This is a genomic window from Roseburia sp. MSJ-14, assembly GCF_018918225.1.
GTDB lineage: Bacteria > Bacillota > Clostridia > Lachnospirales > Lachnospiraceae > Petralouisia.
The window spans coordinates 106,919-125,853 of sequence record NZ_JAHLQD010000050.1 but is presented as its reverse complement, the minus strand read 5'-3'; the positions used below and the strand labels follow the sequence as shown (position 1 = coordinate 125,853).

General features: G+C 38.5%; 15 protein-coding genes, 1 riboswitch and 1 other annotated feature. Of the genes, 12 read left to right on the top strand and 3 right to left on the bottom strand.

All coding sequences use genetic code 11. The features are described from left to right. The first annotated feature begins 46 nt into the window (after window positions 1–46). Entirely contained in the window at window positions 47–550 is a 504-nt protein-coding gene (locus KQI83_RS14015) for a shikimate kinase (protein WP_216559369.1), read from the top strand. 268 nt (window positions 551–818) lie between these two features. Further along, window positions 819–2,111: a UDP-N-acetylglucosamine 1-carboxyvinyltransferase gene (locus KQI83_RS14010; protein WP_216559367.1), complete on the top strand. Its 1,293-nt coding sequence runs from the start codon at window positions 819–821 to the stop codon at window positions 2,109–2,111. A 132-nt stretch (window positions 2,112–2,243) separates the two neighbouring features. Here KQI83_RS14010 and metK read toward each other — a convergent pair whose 3' ends face one another. Further along, window positions 2,244–3,431 carry a methionine adenosyltransferase gene (metK, locus tag KQI83_RS14005; protein ID WP_216559365.1) on the bottom strand — a complete coding sequence of 396 codons (1,188 nt, stop codon included), beginning with the start codon at window positions 3,429–3,431 and terminating at the stop codon, window positions 2,244–2,246. 98 nt (window positions 3,432–3,529) lie between these two features. Beyond that, a riboswitch (SAM riboswitch) is annotated at window positions 3,530–3,626 on the bottom strand. Between the two features lie 184 nt (window positions 3,627–3,810). Between metK and KQI83_RS14000 the strand changes: the two genes are divergently transcribed. Next, complete coding sequence (locus tag KQI83_RS14000; protein WP_216559363.1) at window positions 3,811–4,899, top strand: HD-GYP domain-containing protein; 1,089 nt, start codon at window positions 3,811–3,813, stop codon at window positions 4,897–4,899. Window positions 4,900–4,976: 77 nt separating this feature from the next. Here the strand turns inward: KQI83_RS14000 and KQI83_RS13995 are convergent, their stop codons facing one another. Beyond that, window positions 4,977–5,450: a hypothetical protein gene (locus tag KQI83_RS13995; protein WP_216559361.1), complete on the bottom strand. Its 474-nt coding sequence runs from the start codon at window positions 5,448–5,450 to the stop codon at window positions 4,977–4,979. Between the two features lie 203 nt (window positions 5,451–5,653). On the opposite strand from KQI83_RS13995, the gene KQI83_RS13990 reads away from it, so the two are divergent. The 8 genes from KQI83_RS13990 to KQI83_RS13955 all read left to right on the top strand — a co-directional run bounded on the left by KQI83_RS13990 (window position 5,654) and on the right by KQI83_RS13955 (window position 15,553). Beyond that, window positions 5,654–7,135, top strand: coding sequence for a sensor histidine kinase (locus tag KQI83_RS13990; protein ID WP_216559359.1), 1,482 nt, complete (start codon window positions 5,654–5,656; stop codon window positions 7,133–7,135). Then, window positions 7,132–7,821, top strand: coding sequence for a response regulator transcription factor (locus tag KQI83_RS13985; protein ID WP_216559357.1), 690 nt, complete (start codon window positions 7,132–7,134; stop codon window positions 7,819–7,821). Before KQI83_RS13990 ends, KQI83_RS13985 begins: the two co-directional genes overlap by 4 nt. A 14-nt stretch (window positions 7,822–7,835) precedes the next feature. Further along, window positions 7,836–8,507, top strand: a complete 672-nt coding sequence (locus KQI83_RS13980; RefSeq protein ID WP_216559355.1) for an RluA family pseudouridine synthase — start codon at window positions 7,836–7,838, stop codon at window positions 8,505–8,507. Window positions 8,508–8,537: 30 nt separating this feature from the next. Further along, window positions 8,538–9,575, top strand: coding sequence for a sporulation integral membrane protein YtvI (ytvI, locus tag KQI83_RS13975; RefSeq protein WP_216559354.1), 1,038 nt, complete (start codon window positions 8,538–8,540; stop codon window positions 9,573–9,575). Between the two features lie 50 nt (window positions 9,576–9,625). Then, a complete protein-coding gene (locus tag KQI83_RS17130; protein ID WP_216559352.1) occupies window positions 9,626–10,798 on the top strand; it encodes a GGDEF domain-containing protein in 1,173 nt (390 codons plus the stop codon). Between the two features lie 84 nt (window positions 10,799–10,882). Next, window positions 10,883–11,083, top strand: a binding site (T-box leader). 76 nt (window positions 11,084–11,159) lie between these two features. Then, window positions 11,160–12,602 (top strand): proline--tRNA ligase, encoded by a 1,443-nt coding sequence (gene proS, locus KQI83_RS13965; protein ID WP_216559350.1) that lies wholly within the window; start codon window positions 11,160–11,162, stop codon window positions 12,600–12,602. 642 nt (window positions 12,603–13,244) lie between these two features. Then, window positions 13,245–14,609, top strand: coding sequence for an MBOAT family O-acyltransferase (locus KQI83_RS13960; protein ID WP_216559348.1), 1,365 nt, complete (start codon window positions 13,245–13,247; stop codon window positions 14,607–14,609). Between the two features lie 29 nt (window positions 14,610–14,638). After that, complete coding sequence (locus tag KQI83_RS13955) at window positions 14,639–15,553, top strand: GDSL-type esterase/lipase family protein (RefSeq protein ID WP_216559346.1); 915 nt, start codon at window positions 14,639–14,641, stop codon at window positions 15,551–15,553. Between the two features lie 84 nt (window positions 15,554–15,637). Here KQI83_RS13955 and KQI83_RS13950 read toward each other — a convergent pair whose 3' ends face one another. Continuing rightward, on the bottom strand, window positions 15,638–15,892 hold the full coding sequence (locus tag KQI83_RS13950; protein WP_216559344.1) for a TIGR03905 family TSCPD domain-containing protein: 255 nt from the start codon (window positions 15,890–15,892) through the stop codon (window positions 15,638–15,640). A 231-nt stretch (window positions 15,893–16,123) separates the two neighbouring features. On the opposite strand from KQI83_RS13950, the gene secA reads away from it, so the two are divergent. Beyond that, window positions 16,124–18,688: a preprotein translocase subunit SecA gene (secA, locus tag KQI83_RS13945; protein WP_216559342.1), complete on the top strand. Its 2,565-nt coding sequence runs from the start codon at window positions 16,124–16,126 to the stop codon at window positions 18,686–18,688. Window positions 18,689–18,935 lie beyond the last annotated feature (247 nt).

Here is an 18,935-nt window from a genome sequence, read left to right as displayed (position 1 = left end):
ATAAAGCGTAAGCATTAAGATAGGAAGAAAGTTATCAGGAGCAATTATGAAAAATATTGTATTAATAGGGATGCCCGGTGTAGGGAAAAGTACAGCCGGAGTAGTACTAGCGAAAGTATTAGGATATCAGTTTCTGGACGCAGATCTTATCATACAGGAGGAAGAAAAACGTCTGTTACATGAGATTATCAGCGATGAGGGAACAGATGGGTTTATCGCCATAGAGAATCGTGTCAATGCAAACATCAATGTAGAACAGTCTGTCATTGCCACTGGTGGAAGCGTAGTATATGGAAAGGAAGCCATGGAGCATTTAAAGGAAATCGGCACTGTGGTATACTTAAAACTTCCGTATGAGGAGTTAGATAAGCGTCTCCACAATATACAAGGTCGCGGTGTAGTACTAAGAGACGGACAGACCTTACACGATTTATATGAAGAACGTGTGGTTTTGTATGAAAAATATGCAGATATCACCGTAGATGAAACCGGACTGGATGTGGAAGCAACCATTCAAAGAATCATGGAAGAATTAAAAAAGGCAGAATGATTTTGCAAAAAAAGTCAATACTTACTTAAGAGGGAGAAAACTTCATTCTGGAAATGCTTTCCAATGCAAAGCGGGACATACACCCAAATAAAGGCAAAGCATACAATAGAGATAGATAGAATCTCCAAAGTGCAGGAAAGCAGACATTTACAAATTAATAAAGTATGTTATAATAATACATAAAGATTTTTTTGGCAAGTCCTTGACAGAGGAAAGCCGTATTACTATAATAACTTTTTGTACGAAAAATGAAGCATAGAGGTGCAATATGGAACAATATGTTATTAAAGGAGGCAATCCGTTAGTTGGAGAAGTAGAAATCGGTGGAGCGAAGAATGCTGCACTGGCAATTCTTGCAGCCGCAATTATGACGGATGAGACCGTAACAATAGATAATTTACCCGATGTACGGGATATAAATGCTTTGCTTCAGGCAATGGGAGATATCGGAGCGAAGATTGATAGAATTGATGCACATACCGTTAAGATTAATGGTGCATTTGTAAAGGATGTGCCGGTAGATTATGAATCAATGAAGAAGATTCGTGCATCTTATTACTTATTAGGTTCTTTACTTGGAAAATATAAACGTGCAGAGGTAACTTTGCCGGGTGGATGTAATATCGGAAGCCGTCCAATGGATCTTCATATCAAGGGTTTCCGTGCATTAGGAGCGAATGTGGAGATTCGTAACGGTGCAGTTGCAGCAGAGGCAGAAAAGTTGGTAGGAAGCCATATCTATTTGGATAAGGTGTCTGTAGGAGCTACGATTAATATCATGATGGCAGCCTCCCTGGCAGAAGGAAAGACTACCATCGAAAACGCAGCAAAAGAGCCGCATGTAGTTGATGTGGCAAACTTTTTGAATAGTATGGGAGCAAATATCCGTGGTGCGGGAACAGATGTCATCCGTATTGCAGGTGTAGAGAAGCTTCATAAAACAGAATACTCCATTATTCCGGATCAGATAGAAGCAGGAACCTTTATGTTTGCAGCAGCAGCAACAAAGGGTGATGTTACCGTAAAGAATGTTATTCCAAAGCATTTAGAGGCAACAACAGCCAAGTTATTGGAAGTAGGATGTGAAGTAGAAGAGTTTGATGATGCAGTACGAGTAGTAGCGTCTAAGCCATTACGTCATACACAGGTTACAACACTTCCGTATCCGGGATTTCCAACAGATATGCAGCCACAGATGTCGGTAGTATTGGGAATTGCTCAGGGAACCAGTACGGTAACAGAGAGCATTTTTGAAAATCGTTTTAAATATGTGGATGAATTGACCCGTATGGGAGCGGATATCAAAGTAGAGAGTAATATTGCCATTATCAATGGCGTAGAAGGTTATACCGGAGCAAGAGTGAGCGCACCGGATTTAAGAGCAGGTGCAGCACTTGTAATTGCCGGACTTTCCGCAGAAGGTATTACCGTTGTGGACGATATCCACTATATTCAGAGAGGATATGAAGCTTTTGAACAAAAGTTAGCAAGCTTAGGTGCACAGATTGAACTTGCAACTTCCGAAAAAGAGATTCAGAAGTTTCAGTTTAAAGTAGGTTAAGAGAAAATAAACAGAAGAGAAGAATATAGCTGTATAACGTTATATGGCTATAATATAAAAGAGGCAAGTGCTTATGCATTTGCCTCTTTTGGTGTATAGAACTTCAAAAGTGAAATTCATTTTTTGATACTTTTACAGATATTTTTTCAATACATCTGTTTTATCAGTTGCTTCCCATGGAAGATTTAAGTCGTTACGTCCAAAGTGACCGTAAGCAGCAGTTTGCTTGTAAATTGGTCTTCTCAGGTCTAACATTTTGATGATTCCTGCCGGACGTAAATCAAAGTTTTCGCGGATAATATCTACCAATTTTTCATCAGAAAGTTTTCCGGTTCCAAAGGTATCAATCATAATGGAAGTAGGCTGTGCAACACCAATAGCGTAGGATAACTGAATTTCGCATTTATCAGCTAATCCGGCAGCAACGATGTTTTTAGCTACATAACGAGCAGCATAAGCAGCGGAACGGTCAACCTTTGTACAGTCTTTTCCGGAGAAAGCTCCACCGCCGTGACGTGCATATCCACCGTAGGTATCTACAATAATCTTACGTCCGGTAAGACCTGCGTCTCCGTGAGGTCCACCGATTACAAAACGTCCGGTTGGGTTGATAAAGAACTTGGTATCCTCATCTACCATATCTGCCGGAAGAATTGGGTCAAATACATATTTTTTGATATCAGTGTGAATCTGTTCCTGAGTCACGTCCGGGTCGTGCTGGGTGGATAATACAACAGCCTCTAAGCGAACCGGCTTATCATTTTCATCATATTCTACGGAAACCTGAGTTTTTCCGTCCGGTCTTAAATATTTCAAAGTACCGTCTTTACGAACTTTTGTAAGCTGTAAAGCAAGTTTATGGGCTAAAGAGATTGGATAAGGCATAAGCTCAGGAGTTTCGTTGGTAGCATAACCAAACATCATACCCTGGTCACCTGCACCGATTGCCTCTAATTCCGCATCAGACATTTTATTTTCTCTTGCTTCAAGTGCTTTGTCTACACCCATGGCAATATCAGAAGACTGCTCATCAATGGCAGTAAATACAGCACAAGTATTTCCGTCAAATCCGTATTCGGAACGGTCATAACCGATTTCCTTTACGGTGTCACGCACAATTTTTGGAATATCAACGTAAGCACTTGTTGTAATTTCTCCTGTTACCAATACAAATCCGGTACAAGCTGCTGTCTCACAAGCAACACGGCTCATTGGGTCCTGTTCCATTAAAGCATCCAAAATGGCATCAGATACAGCGTCACAAACTTTGTCTGGATGTCCTTCTGTTACGGATTCAGATGTAAATAATCTTTTTTCCATTTTATTCCTCCTAATTTTGTAAAATAAACTTGGTTTGTAAGATAAAAAAAATCCGCTTTTATAAGCGGACTCGATATTGCAAAAAAGATAATCAAATCCTCTTATTGTTCGATGATTCGCTCAGGTTGGCACCTTCCAATATGGGGTTGCCGTGGCTTCACAGGTCCTATGTACCTCCACCACTCTGAATAAGAGAAATTCACACAATATGGAATTTTCAAATCTTTTATAATAATAACATACTACGTTTTTTATATAAAGTCAAGTAGGTGGTGAAAGTCGTGTAAACTATTGACAAATAGTCCATTTATTTTTATACTAAAAGTTATATTAAGCAGATATTATACGGGCTTAGACATCGTATAGGGGGAATTGAAGAATGAAAGAATATGCTGTTGAAGAGTTGCGCCCTGGAATGAAGACAACAAAATCGGTGTATAGTAATCATGGACAACTTATCATTGAGGCAGGAACAGTGTTGACATCGGCACTGATATCCAGATTATTTTTTTATGGAATCTCGTCAGCAGAGGTAGAAGAGATTGAAAAAGAGACAGAAGAAGAGGAAGAACAGAGCTTTGTTCCCAAAACTTCTTATTCACAGCAAGTGAAGCGTAGACCGGAGTTTATGGATTTTCAGATTGATTATACCAAGCATCTTGGGTCGGTAAAAGATTCTTTCAATGACATTCGTAAGCCGGACGGAGAAGTGGATACAGAAAAGTTATTGTCAGAAACTTCAGAATTATTATCCAAAGCATCTACTACATTAGGATTATTGGATATGTTACATAATATGCGTCAAATAGATGACAGCATTTATGCTCATTCGGTGAATGTTGCATTGATAGCCAGAACCTTAGCAGAATGGCTTCATTTCTCAGAAGAAGATTTGAAGCTGGTTACGTTATGTGGAATACTTCATGATATCGGAAAGACAGCATTGCCACCGGAATTATTAAATAAACCGGGAAAGTATACCGAGGAAGAATATGCGAGAGTAAAGCAGCATACCCTTTTGGGATATAAGATATTAAAGGATTTGCCATTGGACGTACATGTGAAGCGCGCAGCGTTGCAACATCATGAACGTTGTGACGGAAGCGGTTACCCACAGGGACTTAAGGATGATGAAATTGATCCGTTTGCACAGATTATTGCCATTGCGGATGTGTATGATGCTATGACAGCGGCACGTTCTTATCGTGCACCGTTGTGTCCGTTTGATGTAATCGATGCATTTGAAAAAGAAGGATTGCAGAAGTATCATCCACAGTATATTCTTACCTTTTTACGTCGCATTGCAAGCTCCTATCAGCATAATCGTGTGTTGTTGAGCAATGGACAGAGTGGAACGATTGTTATGATTAATCCAAAGCATCTGACACAGCCGATGCTTCAGTTAGATGACGGTTCTATTTTGGACTTGACAGAGCATTTGGATTTATCCATTGCAAAAATTATATAGTTCATTTACAGGAAAATATTATAAGAAAAGCCCTATGACTGTCAGTGAAAAGGTCATAGGGCTTTTGTAGTAGAAACTTATTTTCTTAACTTATGTTCTTGGTCTAAAATCTGAAGAAAACGTTCGTCGGCTTCAATTAAAAGTGTTTGTTTCCCTTCGGAATTAGATACCTGCATACTGTACACGTTTTCAGGATCAAAATAAAACTTTTTAGTTGGATTTTGATTGTTAATGCCCTTGACAATGTAATCAATGTTGTCTAAATGGCAGGCAAATTTTTTCTTACGACGAATTGCATTAGAAATTTTAAAAATAGTTAAATCTTCTGAAAAATAGTCAAATTCATATTCGGTCTTACGATTGCGGAATAATACAAACCATCCGATTGCGCAGATTACTGTGATAATAAGGAATGGTATATAATACATGAAAACCATTGTTAAAATGCCGAAAATAATGCAACCCCATTGAGCAAAAATGCGTACAAATTTTTGAAGAGCAGATTCGGAGGTTTTGCATACCCATTCAAATCTTGAGTTTTTTAAATTCATAAGTTCACCTTCCTGTTGGTAAATATTTATTCACAGTATAGCATACTTGGAAAAGAAAAGGACGAGTTTTATTCATTTTTATAAAAAATTTATATTTCCACAGTTTATATATTTTTTATAAAAGTTTAGAAAAATTCCATAGGATTTTGGGAGAAACACTGATATAATAAAAATAAATATACAATGGAAAGAAAGGATTCTTTATGAAACTCAGAACCAGATTGATAATTTCTTTCTGCATCATCATATTTGTGCCGGTAGTTTTGGCGGGAGCAGCGATGTGGGGATTTGGACAGTTTCAAATGCGGACAATCAGACAGGCATATAACATGGACGGAAATGCTTACGATTATCTGACAAATTCCATTAAGGTGCTAAGTCATTTTACAAAAGCAGACTACGAAGCCTTACAGAAGGTTGCAAAGGAAGAACCGGAGAAACTGGAGAACCAGGACTACTTAGATGAGATAAATCGGGAGCTTGCAGAAAAATATTCTTATTTAATCATACGAAAAGGAGATAATCTGATATATGGCGCAGATGTGAATACAGATGTGTCCAAAAAGTTGCCGGAATATGCCAAAGAATCAGCAGAAGGTGGCTCAGGTGTTTATGTAGAGGGAGAAGATCAGGTTATCTTAAAACAAATAGATTTTACTTATCCGGACAATAGTGAGGGAACGATATTCATTGTTACCAGCATGAAGCAGCTTGTACCGGAAGTGAAAAAAATGATGATTGATATAGTGACATCAGTTGTTTTAATTTTAATATTTACAGCAGGCATGTTAACGATATGGATATATCGGGGAATCATCAACCCTATTCATAAGTTGCAGGGAGCAGCGCAGAATATTAAGGCAGGAAATTTGGACTTTACATTGGAAGTAGATGGTAAGGACGAAATCGGCGAACTGTGCCAGAATTTTGAAGAAATGCGTCTGCGTCTGAAGGAATCAGCTGAAGAAAAGATTGCCAGTGAAAAAGAAAATAAAGTGTTAATCAGTAACATTTCCCATGATTTAAAGACTCCGATTACGGCAATTAAAGGGTATGTAGAGGGAATCATGGATGGTGTGGCAGATACGCCGGAAAAACAGGACAAGTATATTCGTACCATTTACAATAAAGCCAATGAAATGGATACGTTGATTAATGAGTTGACACTTTATTCTAAGATTGATGCCAATCGAATTCCTTATAATTTTAAACGAATTAACGTTGCAGATTATTTTAATGATTGTGCAGAAGAAGTGGGAATTGAATTAGAGGCAAAAAATATTAAACTGACGTATATCAATTATGTGGATGCAGATATTCAGATTATTGCAGACCCGGAACAGTTACGAAGAGTGATTAATAATATTATCAGTAATTCTGTGAAGTATCTGGGAAAAGAACAGGGATTTATCAATATCCGTGTGCGTGATGTGGGTGATTTCATTCAAGTAGAAATAGAAGACAATGGTAAGGGAATTGCCGCAAAGGATTTGCCATATATCTTTGATCGTTTTTATCGTACCGATGCTTCTCGTAATTCGGCAACCGGAGGTAGTGGAATCGGATTATCGATTGTGCGAAAAATTATCGAAGACCATGGTGGAAAGATATGGGCAAACAGTAAAGAAGGCATAGGAACAATTATGTATTTTGTAATAAGAAAATATCAGGAGGTCATAAATTGAGTAAAGTATTGATTATTGAAGACGAAGTAGCAATTGCGGATCTGGAAAAAGATTATCTGGAATTAAGCGGATTTACCGTTGAAATTGAAAACGATGGAAATAAAGGATTGGCAAGAGCGTTAAGTGAAGAATTTGATATGTACATTTTGGACTTGATGCTGCCGGGCGTAGATGGATTTGAAATTTGCAAACGAATTCGCGAAGCAAAAAACACCCCGATTCTTATGGTATCAGCAAAAAAAGATGATATTGATAAAATTCGTGGATTGGGATTAGGAGCGGATGATTATATTACAAAGCCGTTTTCTCCAAGTGAGCTGGTAGCCAGAGTGAAAGCACATCTTTCCCGTTATGAGAGACTGATTAACAGCAATGTACAGGACAATGATATTATCGAGATTCGTGGACTGAAAATCGATAAGACTGCAAGAAGAGTCTGGGTCAATGATGAAGAAAAACAGTTTACTACAAAGGAATTTGACTTACTGGCATTTTTGGCACAACATCCAAACAGAGTATTTACCAAGGAAGAGTTGTTTAGTAAAATCTGGGCACTGGAATCCGTAGGCGATATTGCAACGGTTACGGTGCATATTAAAAAGATTCGTGAGAAAATAGAATACAATACGGCAAAGCCTCAGTACATTGAAACTATCTGGGGTGTTGGATATCGCTTTAAGGTTTAATCAGGTGTGAAAAGATGAAAGAGCAATTGCAGATTATTTATGAGGATAACGGGATTGTGGTATGCCATAAGTTACCGGGAATTGCGGTGCAATCCCCAAGGGCAGGGCAGCAGGATATGGTGAGCTTATTACGCAATTATTTTGCAAGAAAAAAGGAAAACACAGAAATATTCCTGGTGCATCGTTTGGACCAGCCGGTAGAAGGGGTTATGGTGTTTGCCAGAACCAAAGAAGCTGCCGCAAACTTGAGTAGTCAAGTACAAAAAAGACAGATGGACAAGCAGTATCTGGCAGTAGTAGAGGGAAGATTTGAGAAAAAGTCCGGAACCTTAGAAAATTTTCTGATAAGAGACGGAAAAACCAATACTTCCAGCGTTGCGGAAAAAGAAGGAAAGGGAGCAAAAAAAGCCAGACTTTCATACGAGGTATTGGAAGAGACAGAAAAAGATTCTTTGGTAAAGGTCATTTTAGAGACAGGAAGACATCATCAAATCCGTGTACAAATGGCATATGTAGGGCATCCGTTGGTGGGGGACAAGAAGTATAACCCACAGTGTGAGGCGGGATATCAGCCTGTTGGGCTGTGTTCGGTAAAAACTGCATTTGTGCATCCTCTGACAGGAAAACAGATGGAATTTGAAGTAGAACCACAAGGAACACTTTTTAAAAAGTATAAAAATTTCTAGATAGTACATACTAATCACATGAAACGTGAAATGAAAGAAAGTATGTGCAGGATAGGCAAAATAGTAGGAATTGCCATTGTAGTATATGCGTGTATTCGCTGGTTACTGCCGTTGGTGATTCCCTTTTTTATTGCTTTTTTGCTGGCAAAATGGCTAAGTCCATTGGTGAGAAAATTAAATAAAAGAATAAAAATAAAGCGAAGTATCATTGCCACCGCAGTGGTAGGTATTTTTTCTGTTCTGTTAGTGGGAATCATGGCGTTTTTTTTCAGAAGCCTTTTCGGGCAAGTGCAACGAGTGATTTCGAATATGGGGGATTGTCAAAAACAAATGGGGAGTATTTGGAAGCAGTGTTGCAGACAGGTGGAAAACTTTACCGGTATTCAGGCAAATGAAGTGAAAACAGGGATTGCAGCATGCATTCCTAAATTTCAAAGTCAAATAGAGGAGAAATTTTTGCCTTCACTGCTAAACGGCACCGTAATCTATGCCAGAAATCTACTGATACTATGCGGTGTTTGTTTTGTGATAGTAATCAGTACCATTCTCATATTGCGAGACTATGAAAAAATAAAGGAAGGATTAAATAGTACCCCCATTGGAAAAGGGATTCTTCAAGTGGGACGGCGCACTTACCGGGCAGGGGGAGCTTATATAAAAGCTCAGCTTATTATTATGATATTTGTTACAATTATATGTGTAATCGGATTGTATCTATCCGGAAATCAATATGCATTACTGGTGGGATGTGGCATTGGTGTGTGCGATGCCATGCCATTTCTGGGAACAGGAACCATTTTTGTCCCTTGGGCATTGGTTGAAATTGTACAGGGAAAGTACACGCTTGCTGCCATATATGCTACAATCTATACCCTTTGCAGTTTTTTGCGGGAGATATTAGAACCCAAAATTATAGGGGACAAGTTAGGAATGCCACCTCTTGTTGTTATTATAAGCATTTATGTGGGGCTAAATGTATATGGAATTTGGGGATTTTTACTAGGACCATTTTCCTATGTGTTAATAAGAGAAATTTATGATTGTAACTTTGACGGAAAGTTGCTATAATGAGATTAAATTTGTAGTAATATTTGCTATATAGGGGCATAGGTGAAGACGTGAAAGAACAAAAGCGGAAAAAAACAACGCGTTCTATGTATTGGAAACGTGTACAAAGGGAAAATGTGCGACGGATGTTGTTGACATCGGTCTGCTTTTGTATACTGTTTTTGCTTTGTGCCATTGTTTTGAGAATAAACAGTGAACAAATCATAAATGCAAAAATTTTATGGGTTTTATTGGTGTTAGAAGAGGCATATGCCATGACTTTCGGGTGGCGGGCATATCGGTGGCTGTCTGGAGAAAGAAGGGGAAATATACAGTTAGAGGTTTCCGGTTTTTGGATCATATTTGAAACCGTACTGATTGTAGGAGCTTTGGTGGCAGGTGATACCTTTTTCAAATTAGTTGTATACTGGATTATGACAGCAGTACTTGCCATTGGGCCCTTGTATAATAACAGAGAATTTTTAACAAGTCTTGCCGTACAGATTGTGGCATTGGTGGTTTTGATAATATGCCAGAAGTTAGGAATGCAGACAATCATTTATCTGGCAGCAAACCAGTTAATGTGTGGAATTATATCCAGACAGGGATATTATAATTTCCTGCGTCGCGCAGAGGATGCAGAAGCAATTGACACAGCTAAGACTTTATCGGAAACAGATCCGATGACCAAGTTATTGAATCGGCGTGGTTTAGAACGCAGAATTGAACGCATGTGGAATATTTGTCTGCGCTCCAATAAAAAAGTGGCTGTTATCATGATTGATATTGATAATTTTAAGAAGTACAATGATTCCTTCGGACATTTAGAGGGAGATAATTGTATTCGCAAAGTATCAGAACAGATTCACAACATGATAAGAAAAAAATCGGAACTTGCGGCTAGAGTAGGTGGAGAGGAATTTGTTATTTTTCTTCCGGATATGGATAAGGCACAGGCATTAAACTGGGCAATTAAATTAAAAGAAAATGTAGAAAAATTGTGTATACAACAAGCAGACAGTAATTTTCTTCCCATTGTATCCATAAGTGTAGGAGTCACCTGGGGATATGCCAGAAAAAATGGAAGTTTCGCACAGATGCAGGAACAGGCAGACGAAGCTCTTTATGGAGCTAAGAAAAGCGGACGTGCCTGTGTATATATGGAAGAGAACTGCTATGGGAAGACAAGAACAACAGGAAAGATACAAGGGTACTATGAAAAGGCATTTCGTTCTTTGGGATAGTGTAGGCTCTTTCGTGTAGACTCTTTAGGATAGGTTCTTGACAAGAGAAGAAAATTGGAATAGAATAGCAATTACTGAATTATGATAGAGGCGAAGAAGAGGAATAGTACAGATTGGAACATGAACAGAGAGAGAATCAATGGTGGAAGATTCTTCATGGGAATATTTGGAACCTGCCTTGGAGCTGCATATGAAAATATGCCGTACATCTGCGATAAAGAGTAAGAGAGAAGTAATGTAATATTACTTAATCAGGGTGGTACCGCCGGAATTCCGGTCCCTTATAGGGATTAGAGTTTCGGCGTTTTTTCGTGCTCACATTTGTTAGAAATAGAAAGTAGAAAGAAAGAGGAGAAAGAAAATGGCAAAGGACAAAAAATTAGTAGAAGCCATTACATCCATGGATACCGATTTTGCACAGTGGTATACCGATGTAGTAAAAAAGGCAGAATTAATTGCATACTCCAGCGTAAAAGGCTGTATGATTATCAAACCGGCAGGATATGCAATTTGGGAGAATATTCAGAAAGAATTGGATAAGCGATTCAAAGAAACTGGTGTGGAAAATGTATATATGCCATTATTTATACCTGAGAGTTTGCTGGAAAAAGAAAAAGATCATGTAGAAGGATTTGCACCGGAAGTTGCATGGGTAACACAGGGTGGATTAAACGAATTACCGGAAAAACTTTGTGTAAGACCTACTTCCGAAACTTTATTCTGTGATTTTTATGCAAATGAGATTCAGTCTTACCGTGATTTGCCAAAATGCTATAATCAGTGGTGCTCTGTAGTACGTTGGGAAAAAGAGACAAGACCATTCCTTCGTTCCAGAGAATTTTTATGGCAGGAAGGACATACTGCACATGCAACAGCAGAAGAATCAAAGGCCAGAACACTTCAGATGCTGAATCTTTATGCAGACTTTGCAGAAGAAGTTTTAGCAATACCGGTAATTCGTGGTAGAAAGACCGAAAAAGAAAAATTTGCAGGTGCAGAGGCAACTTACACCATTGAAGCAATGATGCATGATGGAAAGGCATTGCAGTCCGGTACCAGCCACAACTTCGGAGATGGATTTGCAAAAGCATTTGGTATTCAGTATACCGATAAAGAAAATAAACTTCAGTATGTACATCAGACCTCTTGGGGAATGACAACACGTTTAATCGGAGCAATCATCATGGTACACGGAGATGATTCCGGACTGGTATTGCCACCAAGAATTGCACCGGTACAGGTAATGGTAATTCCAATCCAGCAGCACAAAGAGGGCGTTTTGGAAAAGGCTGCCGAAGTAAAAGAGGCATTAGCAAAAGCTGATATTCGCGTAAAGACAGACGAAACAGATAAGAGCCCGGGATGGAAGTTCTCAGAACAGGAAATGCGTGGTATTCCGCTTCGTGTAGAATTAGGACCAAAGGATATTGAAGCCGGTAAATGCGTATTAGTTCGTCGTGATAATGGTGAAAAGATTGAATGTGCATTAGAAGATGTGACAAAAGTTGTTCCTGAATTATTAGAAAACATTCAGAAAGATATGTTTGAAAGAGCAAAGGCACATAGAGATTCTCACATTACCGATGCGAAATCCTATCCGGCATTCAAAGATGCAGTAGAAAATAAGCCGGGATTTATTCGTGCAATGTGGTGCGGAGATATGGCATGTGAAGATAAGATTAAGGAAGATACAACAGCAACATCACGTTGTATGCCATTAGAAGATCAGGAACCGATTTCCGATGTATGTGTTTGCTGTGGAAAACCTGCACATAAACTGGTATATTGGGGAAAAGCATACTAGAATAAAAAGAAATAAAACAATATATAAAGAAGGCGGCATCCGATTTACCATATCTGATGCCGCCTTCTAAACTATGTTGTCCATTGGACTAATACCTCAACTTTCTTGAGTTCTTGAAATCTCAATTCTTTTCTTTTGAAATTTTGCTACCTTTGAATTCTGTTGGCATGTATCCATATCTGAATAATTCATCTGGAACATCACACCTATTTTCTTTTCATATTTTGATTCAAGGCTTCTACGGAAAATCCTTTTGATTTCTTTGTTTCCCAGAATTTTATATCTGGAAGATTCTTTCTTGTACCTAAAGCTTCAATTTCTTGAATTCATTAGGGGAATAAATTTAAGTTTCTGGTGGACTGTACCTCTCTTTCTTTTGATGATTTAATTATATCTAACAAAGGGTGAAAAGTCAATATATATTTAGAAAAATATAGTTTAATAATACTTATAACTGAAACAAGATAAATAAGCTGTAGAATATTCTGAAAATATAAAAACTGTGAAAAGAAACTTCATATTAATGTAAAATAATTGTAATAACATTTTGGAAATTTGTTTCATCTAAATGGTAAAAGAGTGCTATAATAGGCAAGCGGCTCAAAGGCGCATAACCAAAAGAAAGTAGAAAAGGAACAAAAGATGCTGTTTTGTAGTGAAACATTTATATTTGGATTTTTACCAGTATTTTTACTGATTTATTATATAGTGCCGGAGCGTTTCCGAAATCTTACATTATTTTTGGGAAGTCTTTGGTTTTATATTGCAGGAGAACGAACCTGGTTTTTCTTAATTGTGCTTACGTTGGGATTGCATTTTGCGGGAACCACGTTGATGAAAGGAAAAACACAAAAGTTACGAAAAGGGATATTGATTCTCTTATTGCTATATGACTTTGGAACATTATTCGTATTTAAATATCTGCCGTTTTTCGTGGGAAAAGAACATTTAACATGGTCGCTTCCTTTGGGAATCAGTTTCTACACATTCCAGATAGCAGCTTATGCTATTGATGTATATCGAAGACCGGAAGAATATGAACAGAATTTTGTAAATCTGGGAACTTATTTATGTATGTTTCCCCAGTTGATAGCAGGGCCGATTGTATTATTTAAGGATGTGGCGGCACAGCTTAAGGAACGAAAAGTGAATATGCAGGGCTTAGAGGAAGGACTCAAGATTTTTACCGTAGGACTTGGATACAAAATGCTGATTGCCAATGTATTAGGAAAATTATGGAATGAGATTCAAGTAGTTGGAATTGAAAGTATTTCTACCAGTATGGCATGGATGGGAGCGTTTGCATACTCCTTACAGTTATATTTTGATTTTAACGGGTATTCCCTAATGGCAATCGGACTTGGGAAAATGTTAGGTTTTACCATTCCCAGAAACTTCAATCACCCATACATTTCCGTTTCCATTACAGATTTTTGGCGTAGATGGCACATAACATTAAGCACCTGGTTTCGGGATTATGTGTATATTCCGCTGGGAGGAAACAGAAAGGGAAAGTATCGTACCGTTTTGAATTTACTGATTGTATGGTCCTTAACCGGAATCTGGCACGGAGCCGGATGGAATTTCCTGTTGTGGGGAATTTATTATTTTCTATTGTTAGTGGTGGAAAAAATGTTATGGGGAAAGTTTATGGAGAAGCACCATGGCATAGGTAGGTTATATACAATCATACTGGTGGTTGCCGGATGGGTAATTTTTGCCTTAGAAGATATAACGAGCGTTGGAATTTACTTAAAGAAGATGTTTGGCTGGATAGGAACAAAGAGTGCCTGGACATTGAATTGGCATGTAACCATTAGTGCTGTGGAACGGTATGGTGTGTTTTTTCTGGTGGCAATGTTGTTGTGTACTTATTTGCCGGAGAAAATTTATAAAAGATGTGAACATCAGGTGTGGTTTTTAGGTATATTGTTAGTGATATTTTGGGCAAGTATTTACCAGATTGTCACTTCAGCCACCAATCCGTTCTTATATTTTCGATTTTAATCAATAATAAAATATTGGAGAATAGACAAATGAAAAAATGGAAAAAGTATCCGTTCTTTTTGATGATAATAATAAGTAGTGTTCTTTATGGCGGCGGTCAACTGTTGGCGATAGGTTCCAAAGCAGAAACAGAAATGGTGTCGGTGAGTCAGCCGGCAAAGGAAATGCCGATAGGAGAAAAAAGAAAAGAAACAAAAGCGGTGAAAAAGCAGGAATCTGAGAAGGTAAATCCCAATCAGGGAGAAGCCGGAACAGAAAGCCAATCCGAAATAATAAGTGAGGTAGACCAGACAGGGCAGCAGCTGGGACAGATGGAAGTAGTACAGCAAACAGAAACTGCGGAGGAACAGGTTACACCCCAAACAAGGGAATTTCAACGTGTGGAAATGGATTATCTGGATGATGCACTTTTTATTGGAGATTCCCGCACTTCTACTTTGTATGAATATGCCGGATGGGAAAATACGGATTTTTTTGTGAAGTACGGACAAAGTGTGTGGGATGTATTTGATAATGATATGGACGGGGTTACCTTAGAGCAGATGTTGACCGGGAAACAGTATGGAAAGATTTATATTATGCTGGGCGTGAATGAACTTGGAACAGGAACAGCGGAAAGCTTTGCCGCACAGTTTGAAAATGATGTAGAGCGTATACGTCAGTTGCAGCCCAATGCCATTATTTTTATTGAATCTATTATGCATGTGACACAGAGTAAGGATGAAGAACACTCTTACATTAACAATCAGGAAATCAATACAAGAAATGATAAATTAAAAGAATTGGCAGATGGTCAGACAATATTTTATATTGATGAAAATGAGGCAATGGACGAGCCGGGGACCGGTGCGTTGAATGGAGAATATTCCTTTGATGGCGTACATATTCAGGCGAAATACATTGAGGTCTGGAGAGAGTTTTTACTAGACCATGGAATAAAATAAAGATACGGTAACATACGAAAAAGGAAGCTTAACCTTATAAATGACAGGGAGCTTCCTTTTGAAATATACGGATTATATGCAAATTTATTTTTGTGCTTCATATGCCTCACGACAGGCTTTTGCAAGCTGGTCACCACAAGAAGTTGGGCGTCCGTTACAGCGAATACCGCCGATTTTTTGTTCTACCTGTTCTACGGTAAGACCTTCCACTAATTTAGGGATTGCCTGTAGGTTTCCGTTGCATCCACCGGTAAATTTTACGTTTTTTACAACGTTTCCATCCAATTCTACTTCAATCTGTGTAGAGCAAGTACCTTTTGTTTTATATAAGTAACTCATACGCAAACTCCTTTCTGAGAATTATATATTTTGTAGAGAAAAATATTTCCTAGATTGGCATTATAGCACAAAAATTATCAATAGGAAAGAGCAATTAATAAAAAATTCACAATTCGTTCATGGGATTAAGTATTGTTTCTGCTGGGATAAAGTGGTACAATAAACGAAGTTGTCCATATGGGCAGAATAGAGCGGTAATAAGTTTTGCCGGATAGAAATAGGAGCGAATATATGGGTATTGTAAGTAAGATGTTCGGAACACATAGTGAAAGGGAATTGAAAAGAGTTTATCCTATCGTAGATAAGATAGAAGCTTTGCGCCCATCTATGGTAGAGTTGACCGATGAACAGTTAAGAGACAAGACAAAAGAGTATAAGAAGAGACTAGAAGAAGGGGAAACCCTGGATCAGCTTTTGCCAGAAGCTTATGCAACCGTACGAGAGGCAGCAAGAAGAGCCATTGGAATGGAACACTATCGTGTACAGTTGATTGGTGGTGTTATTCTGCATCAGGGACGTATTGCAGAAATGAAAACTGGTGAAGGTAAAACATTGGTATCTACATTGCCGGCATATTTGAATGCATTGGAAGGAAAAGGTGTACACATCGTAACGGTAAATGATTATCTGGCACAGCGTGATGCTGAGTGGATGGGAAAAGTACATGAGTTTTTAGGACTTACCGTAGGTGTTGTTTTGAATTCCATGGACAATAAAGAACGTAGAGAAGCATATGCATGTGACATTACCTATGTTACAAATAATGAACTTGGATTCGATTATTTGCGTGATAACATGGTTATTTATAAAGAACAGTTGGTACAGCGTGAGTTGAACTTTGCGGTTATCGACGAGGTCGATTCTGTTTTGATTGATGAAGCAAGAACACCATTGATTATTTCAGGACAGAGTGGAAAATCCACCAGCTTATATGAAGCTTGTGATGTTTTGGCAAGACAGATGGAACGTGGGGAAGATTTACCTGAGTTTTCTAAAATGGATGCCATCATGGGTGTAGAACAGGAAGAAACAGGAGACTTTATTGTTAATGAAAAGGATAAAGTAATCAATCTGACAGAACAGGGTGTAAAAAAGGTAGAACAGTTCTTTAAGATTGATAACCTTGCAGATGCCGATAATCTTGAGATTCAGCATAATGTAATTCTTGCATTGCGTGCACATAATTTAATGTTCCGTGATCAGGATTATGTAGTCCAGGATGATAAGGTATTAATCGTTGATGAATTTACCGGACGTATTATGCCGGGACGTCGTTATTCAGATGGTTTACATCAGGCAATTGAAGCCAAAGAGCATGTAAAAGTAAAACGCGAAAGCAAGACTTTAGCAAATATTACATTCCAGAACTTCTTTAATAAATATACTAAGAAGTGTGGTATGACCGGTACAGCGTTGACAGAGGAAAAAGAATTCCGTGATATTTATGGAATGGACGTTATCGAAATTCCTACCAATAGACCGGTTATCCGTAAGGATTTACAGGATGCTGTATATAAGACAAAGAAGGAAAAATTCCATGCAGTAGTGCAGGAAATCGAAGAAGCACATGCAAAGGGACAGCCCGTATTGGTTGGTACGATTACAATTGAAACTTCTGAACTTATTAGTGGGATGTTGAAGAGACGTGGAATTCCACATAAGGTGTTGAATGCCAAGTTCCATGAATTAGAAGCAGAAATCGTAGCAGAGGCAGGACGTCATGGTGCAGTTACCATTGCAACCAATATGGCAGGTCGTGGTACGGATATTAAGTTGGATGATGATGCAAAGGCAGCAGGTGGACTTAAGATTATCGGTACAGAGCGTCATGAATCCAGACGTATTGATAACCAGTTGCGTGGACGTTCCGGTCGTCAGGGTGACCCGGGACAGTCACAGTTCTTCATTTCCTTAGAGGATGATTTACTTCGTCTGTTCGGTTCCGAGAAGCTTATGGCAATGTTTGATACGCTTGGAGTACCGGAAAATGAGCAGATTCAGCATAAGATGTTGACAAATGCTATCGAAAAGGCACAGATGAAGATAGAGAGTAATAACTTTGGTATTCGTAAGAATTTGTTAGAGTACGACCAGGTTATGAATGAACAAAGAGAGATTATCTATGCAGAAAGACGTCGTGTGTTAGACGGTGAAAGTATGCGTGATGTAATTTATAAGATGATTACAGACCGTGTAGAAAATACAGTAGATACTTGCATTTCCGCTGATCAGGAAAGTGATGAATGGGATTTACATGAATTAAATGAACTGTTAATTCCGATTATTCCACTGAAGCCTGTTACAAAGGAAGATGTTAAGGGCATTAAAGCAAATGAATTAAAACATCGCTTAAAAGAGCAGGCAGTAAAACTGTATGAAGCAAAGGAATCAGAATTCCCGGAACCGGAAGCAGTACGAGAGTTAGAGCGTGTAGTTTTACTTAAAGTTATCGACCGCAAATGGATGGATCATATCGATGATATGGATCAGTTGCGTCAGGGAATTGGTTTGCAGGCATATGGACAGAGAGATCCATTGGTAGAATACAAGATGGCAGGTTATGACATGTTCGATGACATGATTGCCAATATTCAGGAAGACACCGTACGCTTACTGTTCCATGTAAGAATTGAGCAGAAAGTGGAAAGAGAACAGGTTGCGAAGGTAACCGGAACCAACCGTGATGAGTCTGCACAGCGTGGACCAAAGAAACGTGAAGCTGCAAAAGTATATCCAAATGATCCGTGTCCATGTGGAAGTGGTAAGAAATATAAGCAGTGTTGTGGAAGAAAATAAGATACCGGCGGTTGCAGGTATAAAAGTTTATCGGGCAGTGCCGGAATATCTGGCAACTGCCCAATTTTTGAAGTTAAGTAGTATAAGATGGGGGATTTTGAATATTCAGATTTGACAAATATTCCAATAATACTACAATAAACTGGAAAATGAGGGAGAAATATAGGGTGAGGGGATTTATCATTTTATCATAGGCATTATCGTTCGATAAGCCACTTATTCAGTAAGTTATTCCAATATGAGAGAA

Bases quoted from the DNA above. Each gene is read 5' to 3' on its own strand.
- KQI83_RS14015 (WP_216559369.1), top strand. From the start codon at position 47: ATGAAAAATATTGTATTAATAGGGATGCCCGGTGTAGGGAAAAGTACA.
- KQI83_RS14010 (WP_216559367.1), top strand. From the start codon at position 819: ATGGAACAATATGTTATTAAAGGAGGCAATCCGTTAGTTGGAGAAGTA.
- metK (WP_216559365.1), bottom strand. From the start codon at position 3,431: ATGGAAAAAAGATTATTTACATCTGAATCCGTAACAGAAGGACATCCA.
- KQI83_RS14000 (WP_216559363.1), top strand. From the start codon at position 3,811: ATGAAAGAATATGCTGTTGAAGAGTTGCGCCCTGGAATGAAGACAACA.
- KQI83_RS13995 (WP_216559361.1), bottom strand. From the start codon at position 5,450: ATGAATTTAAAAAACTCAAGATTTGAATGGGTATGCAAAACCTCCGAA.
- KQI83_RS13990 (WP_216559359.1), top strand. From the start codon at position 5,654: ATGAAACTCAGAACCAGATTGATAATTTCTTTCTGCATCATCATATTT.
- KQI83_RS13980 (WP_216559355.1), top strand. From the start codon at position 7,836: ATGAAAGAGCAATTGCAGATTATTTATGAGGATAACGGGATTGTGGTA.
- ytvI (WP_216559354.1), top strand. From the start codon at position 8,538: ATGAAAGAAAGTATGTGCAGGATAGGCAAAATAGTAGGAATTGCCATT.
- proS (WP_216559350.1), top strand. From the start codon at position 11,160: ATGGCAAAGGACAAAAAATTAGTAGAAGCCATTACATCCATGGATACC.
- KQI83_RS13960 (WP_216559348.1), top strand. From the start codon at position 13,245: ATGCTGTTTTGTAGTGAAACATTTATATTTGGATTTTTACCAGTATTT.
- KQI83_RS13955 (WP_216559346.1), top strand. From the start codon at position 14,639: ATGAAAAAATGGAAAAAGTATCCGTTCTTTTTGATGATAATAATAAGT.
- KQI83_RS13950 (WP_216559344.1), bottom strand. From the start codon at position 15,892: ATGAGTTACTTATATAAAACAAAAGGTACTTGCTCTACACAGATTGAA.
- secA (WP_216559342.1), top strand. From the start codon at position 16,124: ATGGGTATTGTAAGTAAGATGTTCGGAACACATAGTGAAAGGGAATTG.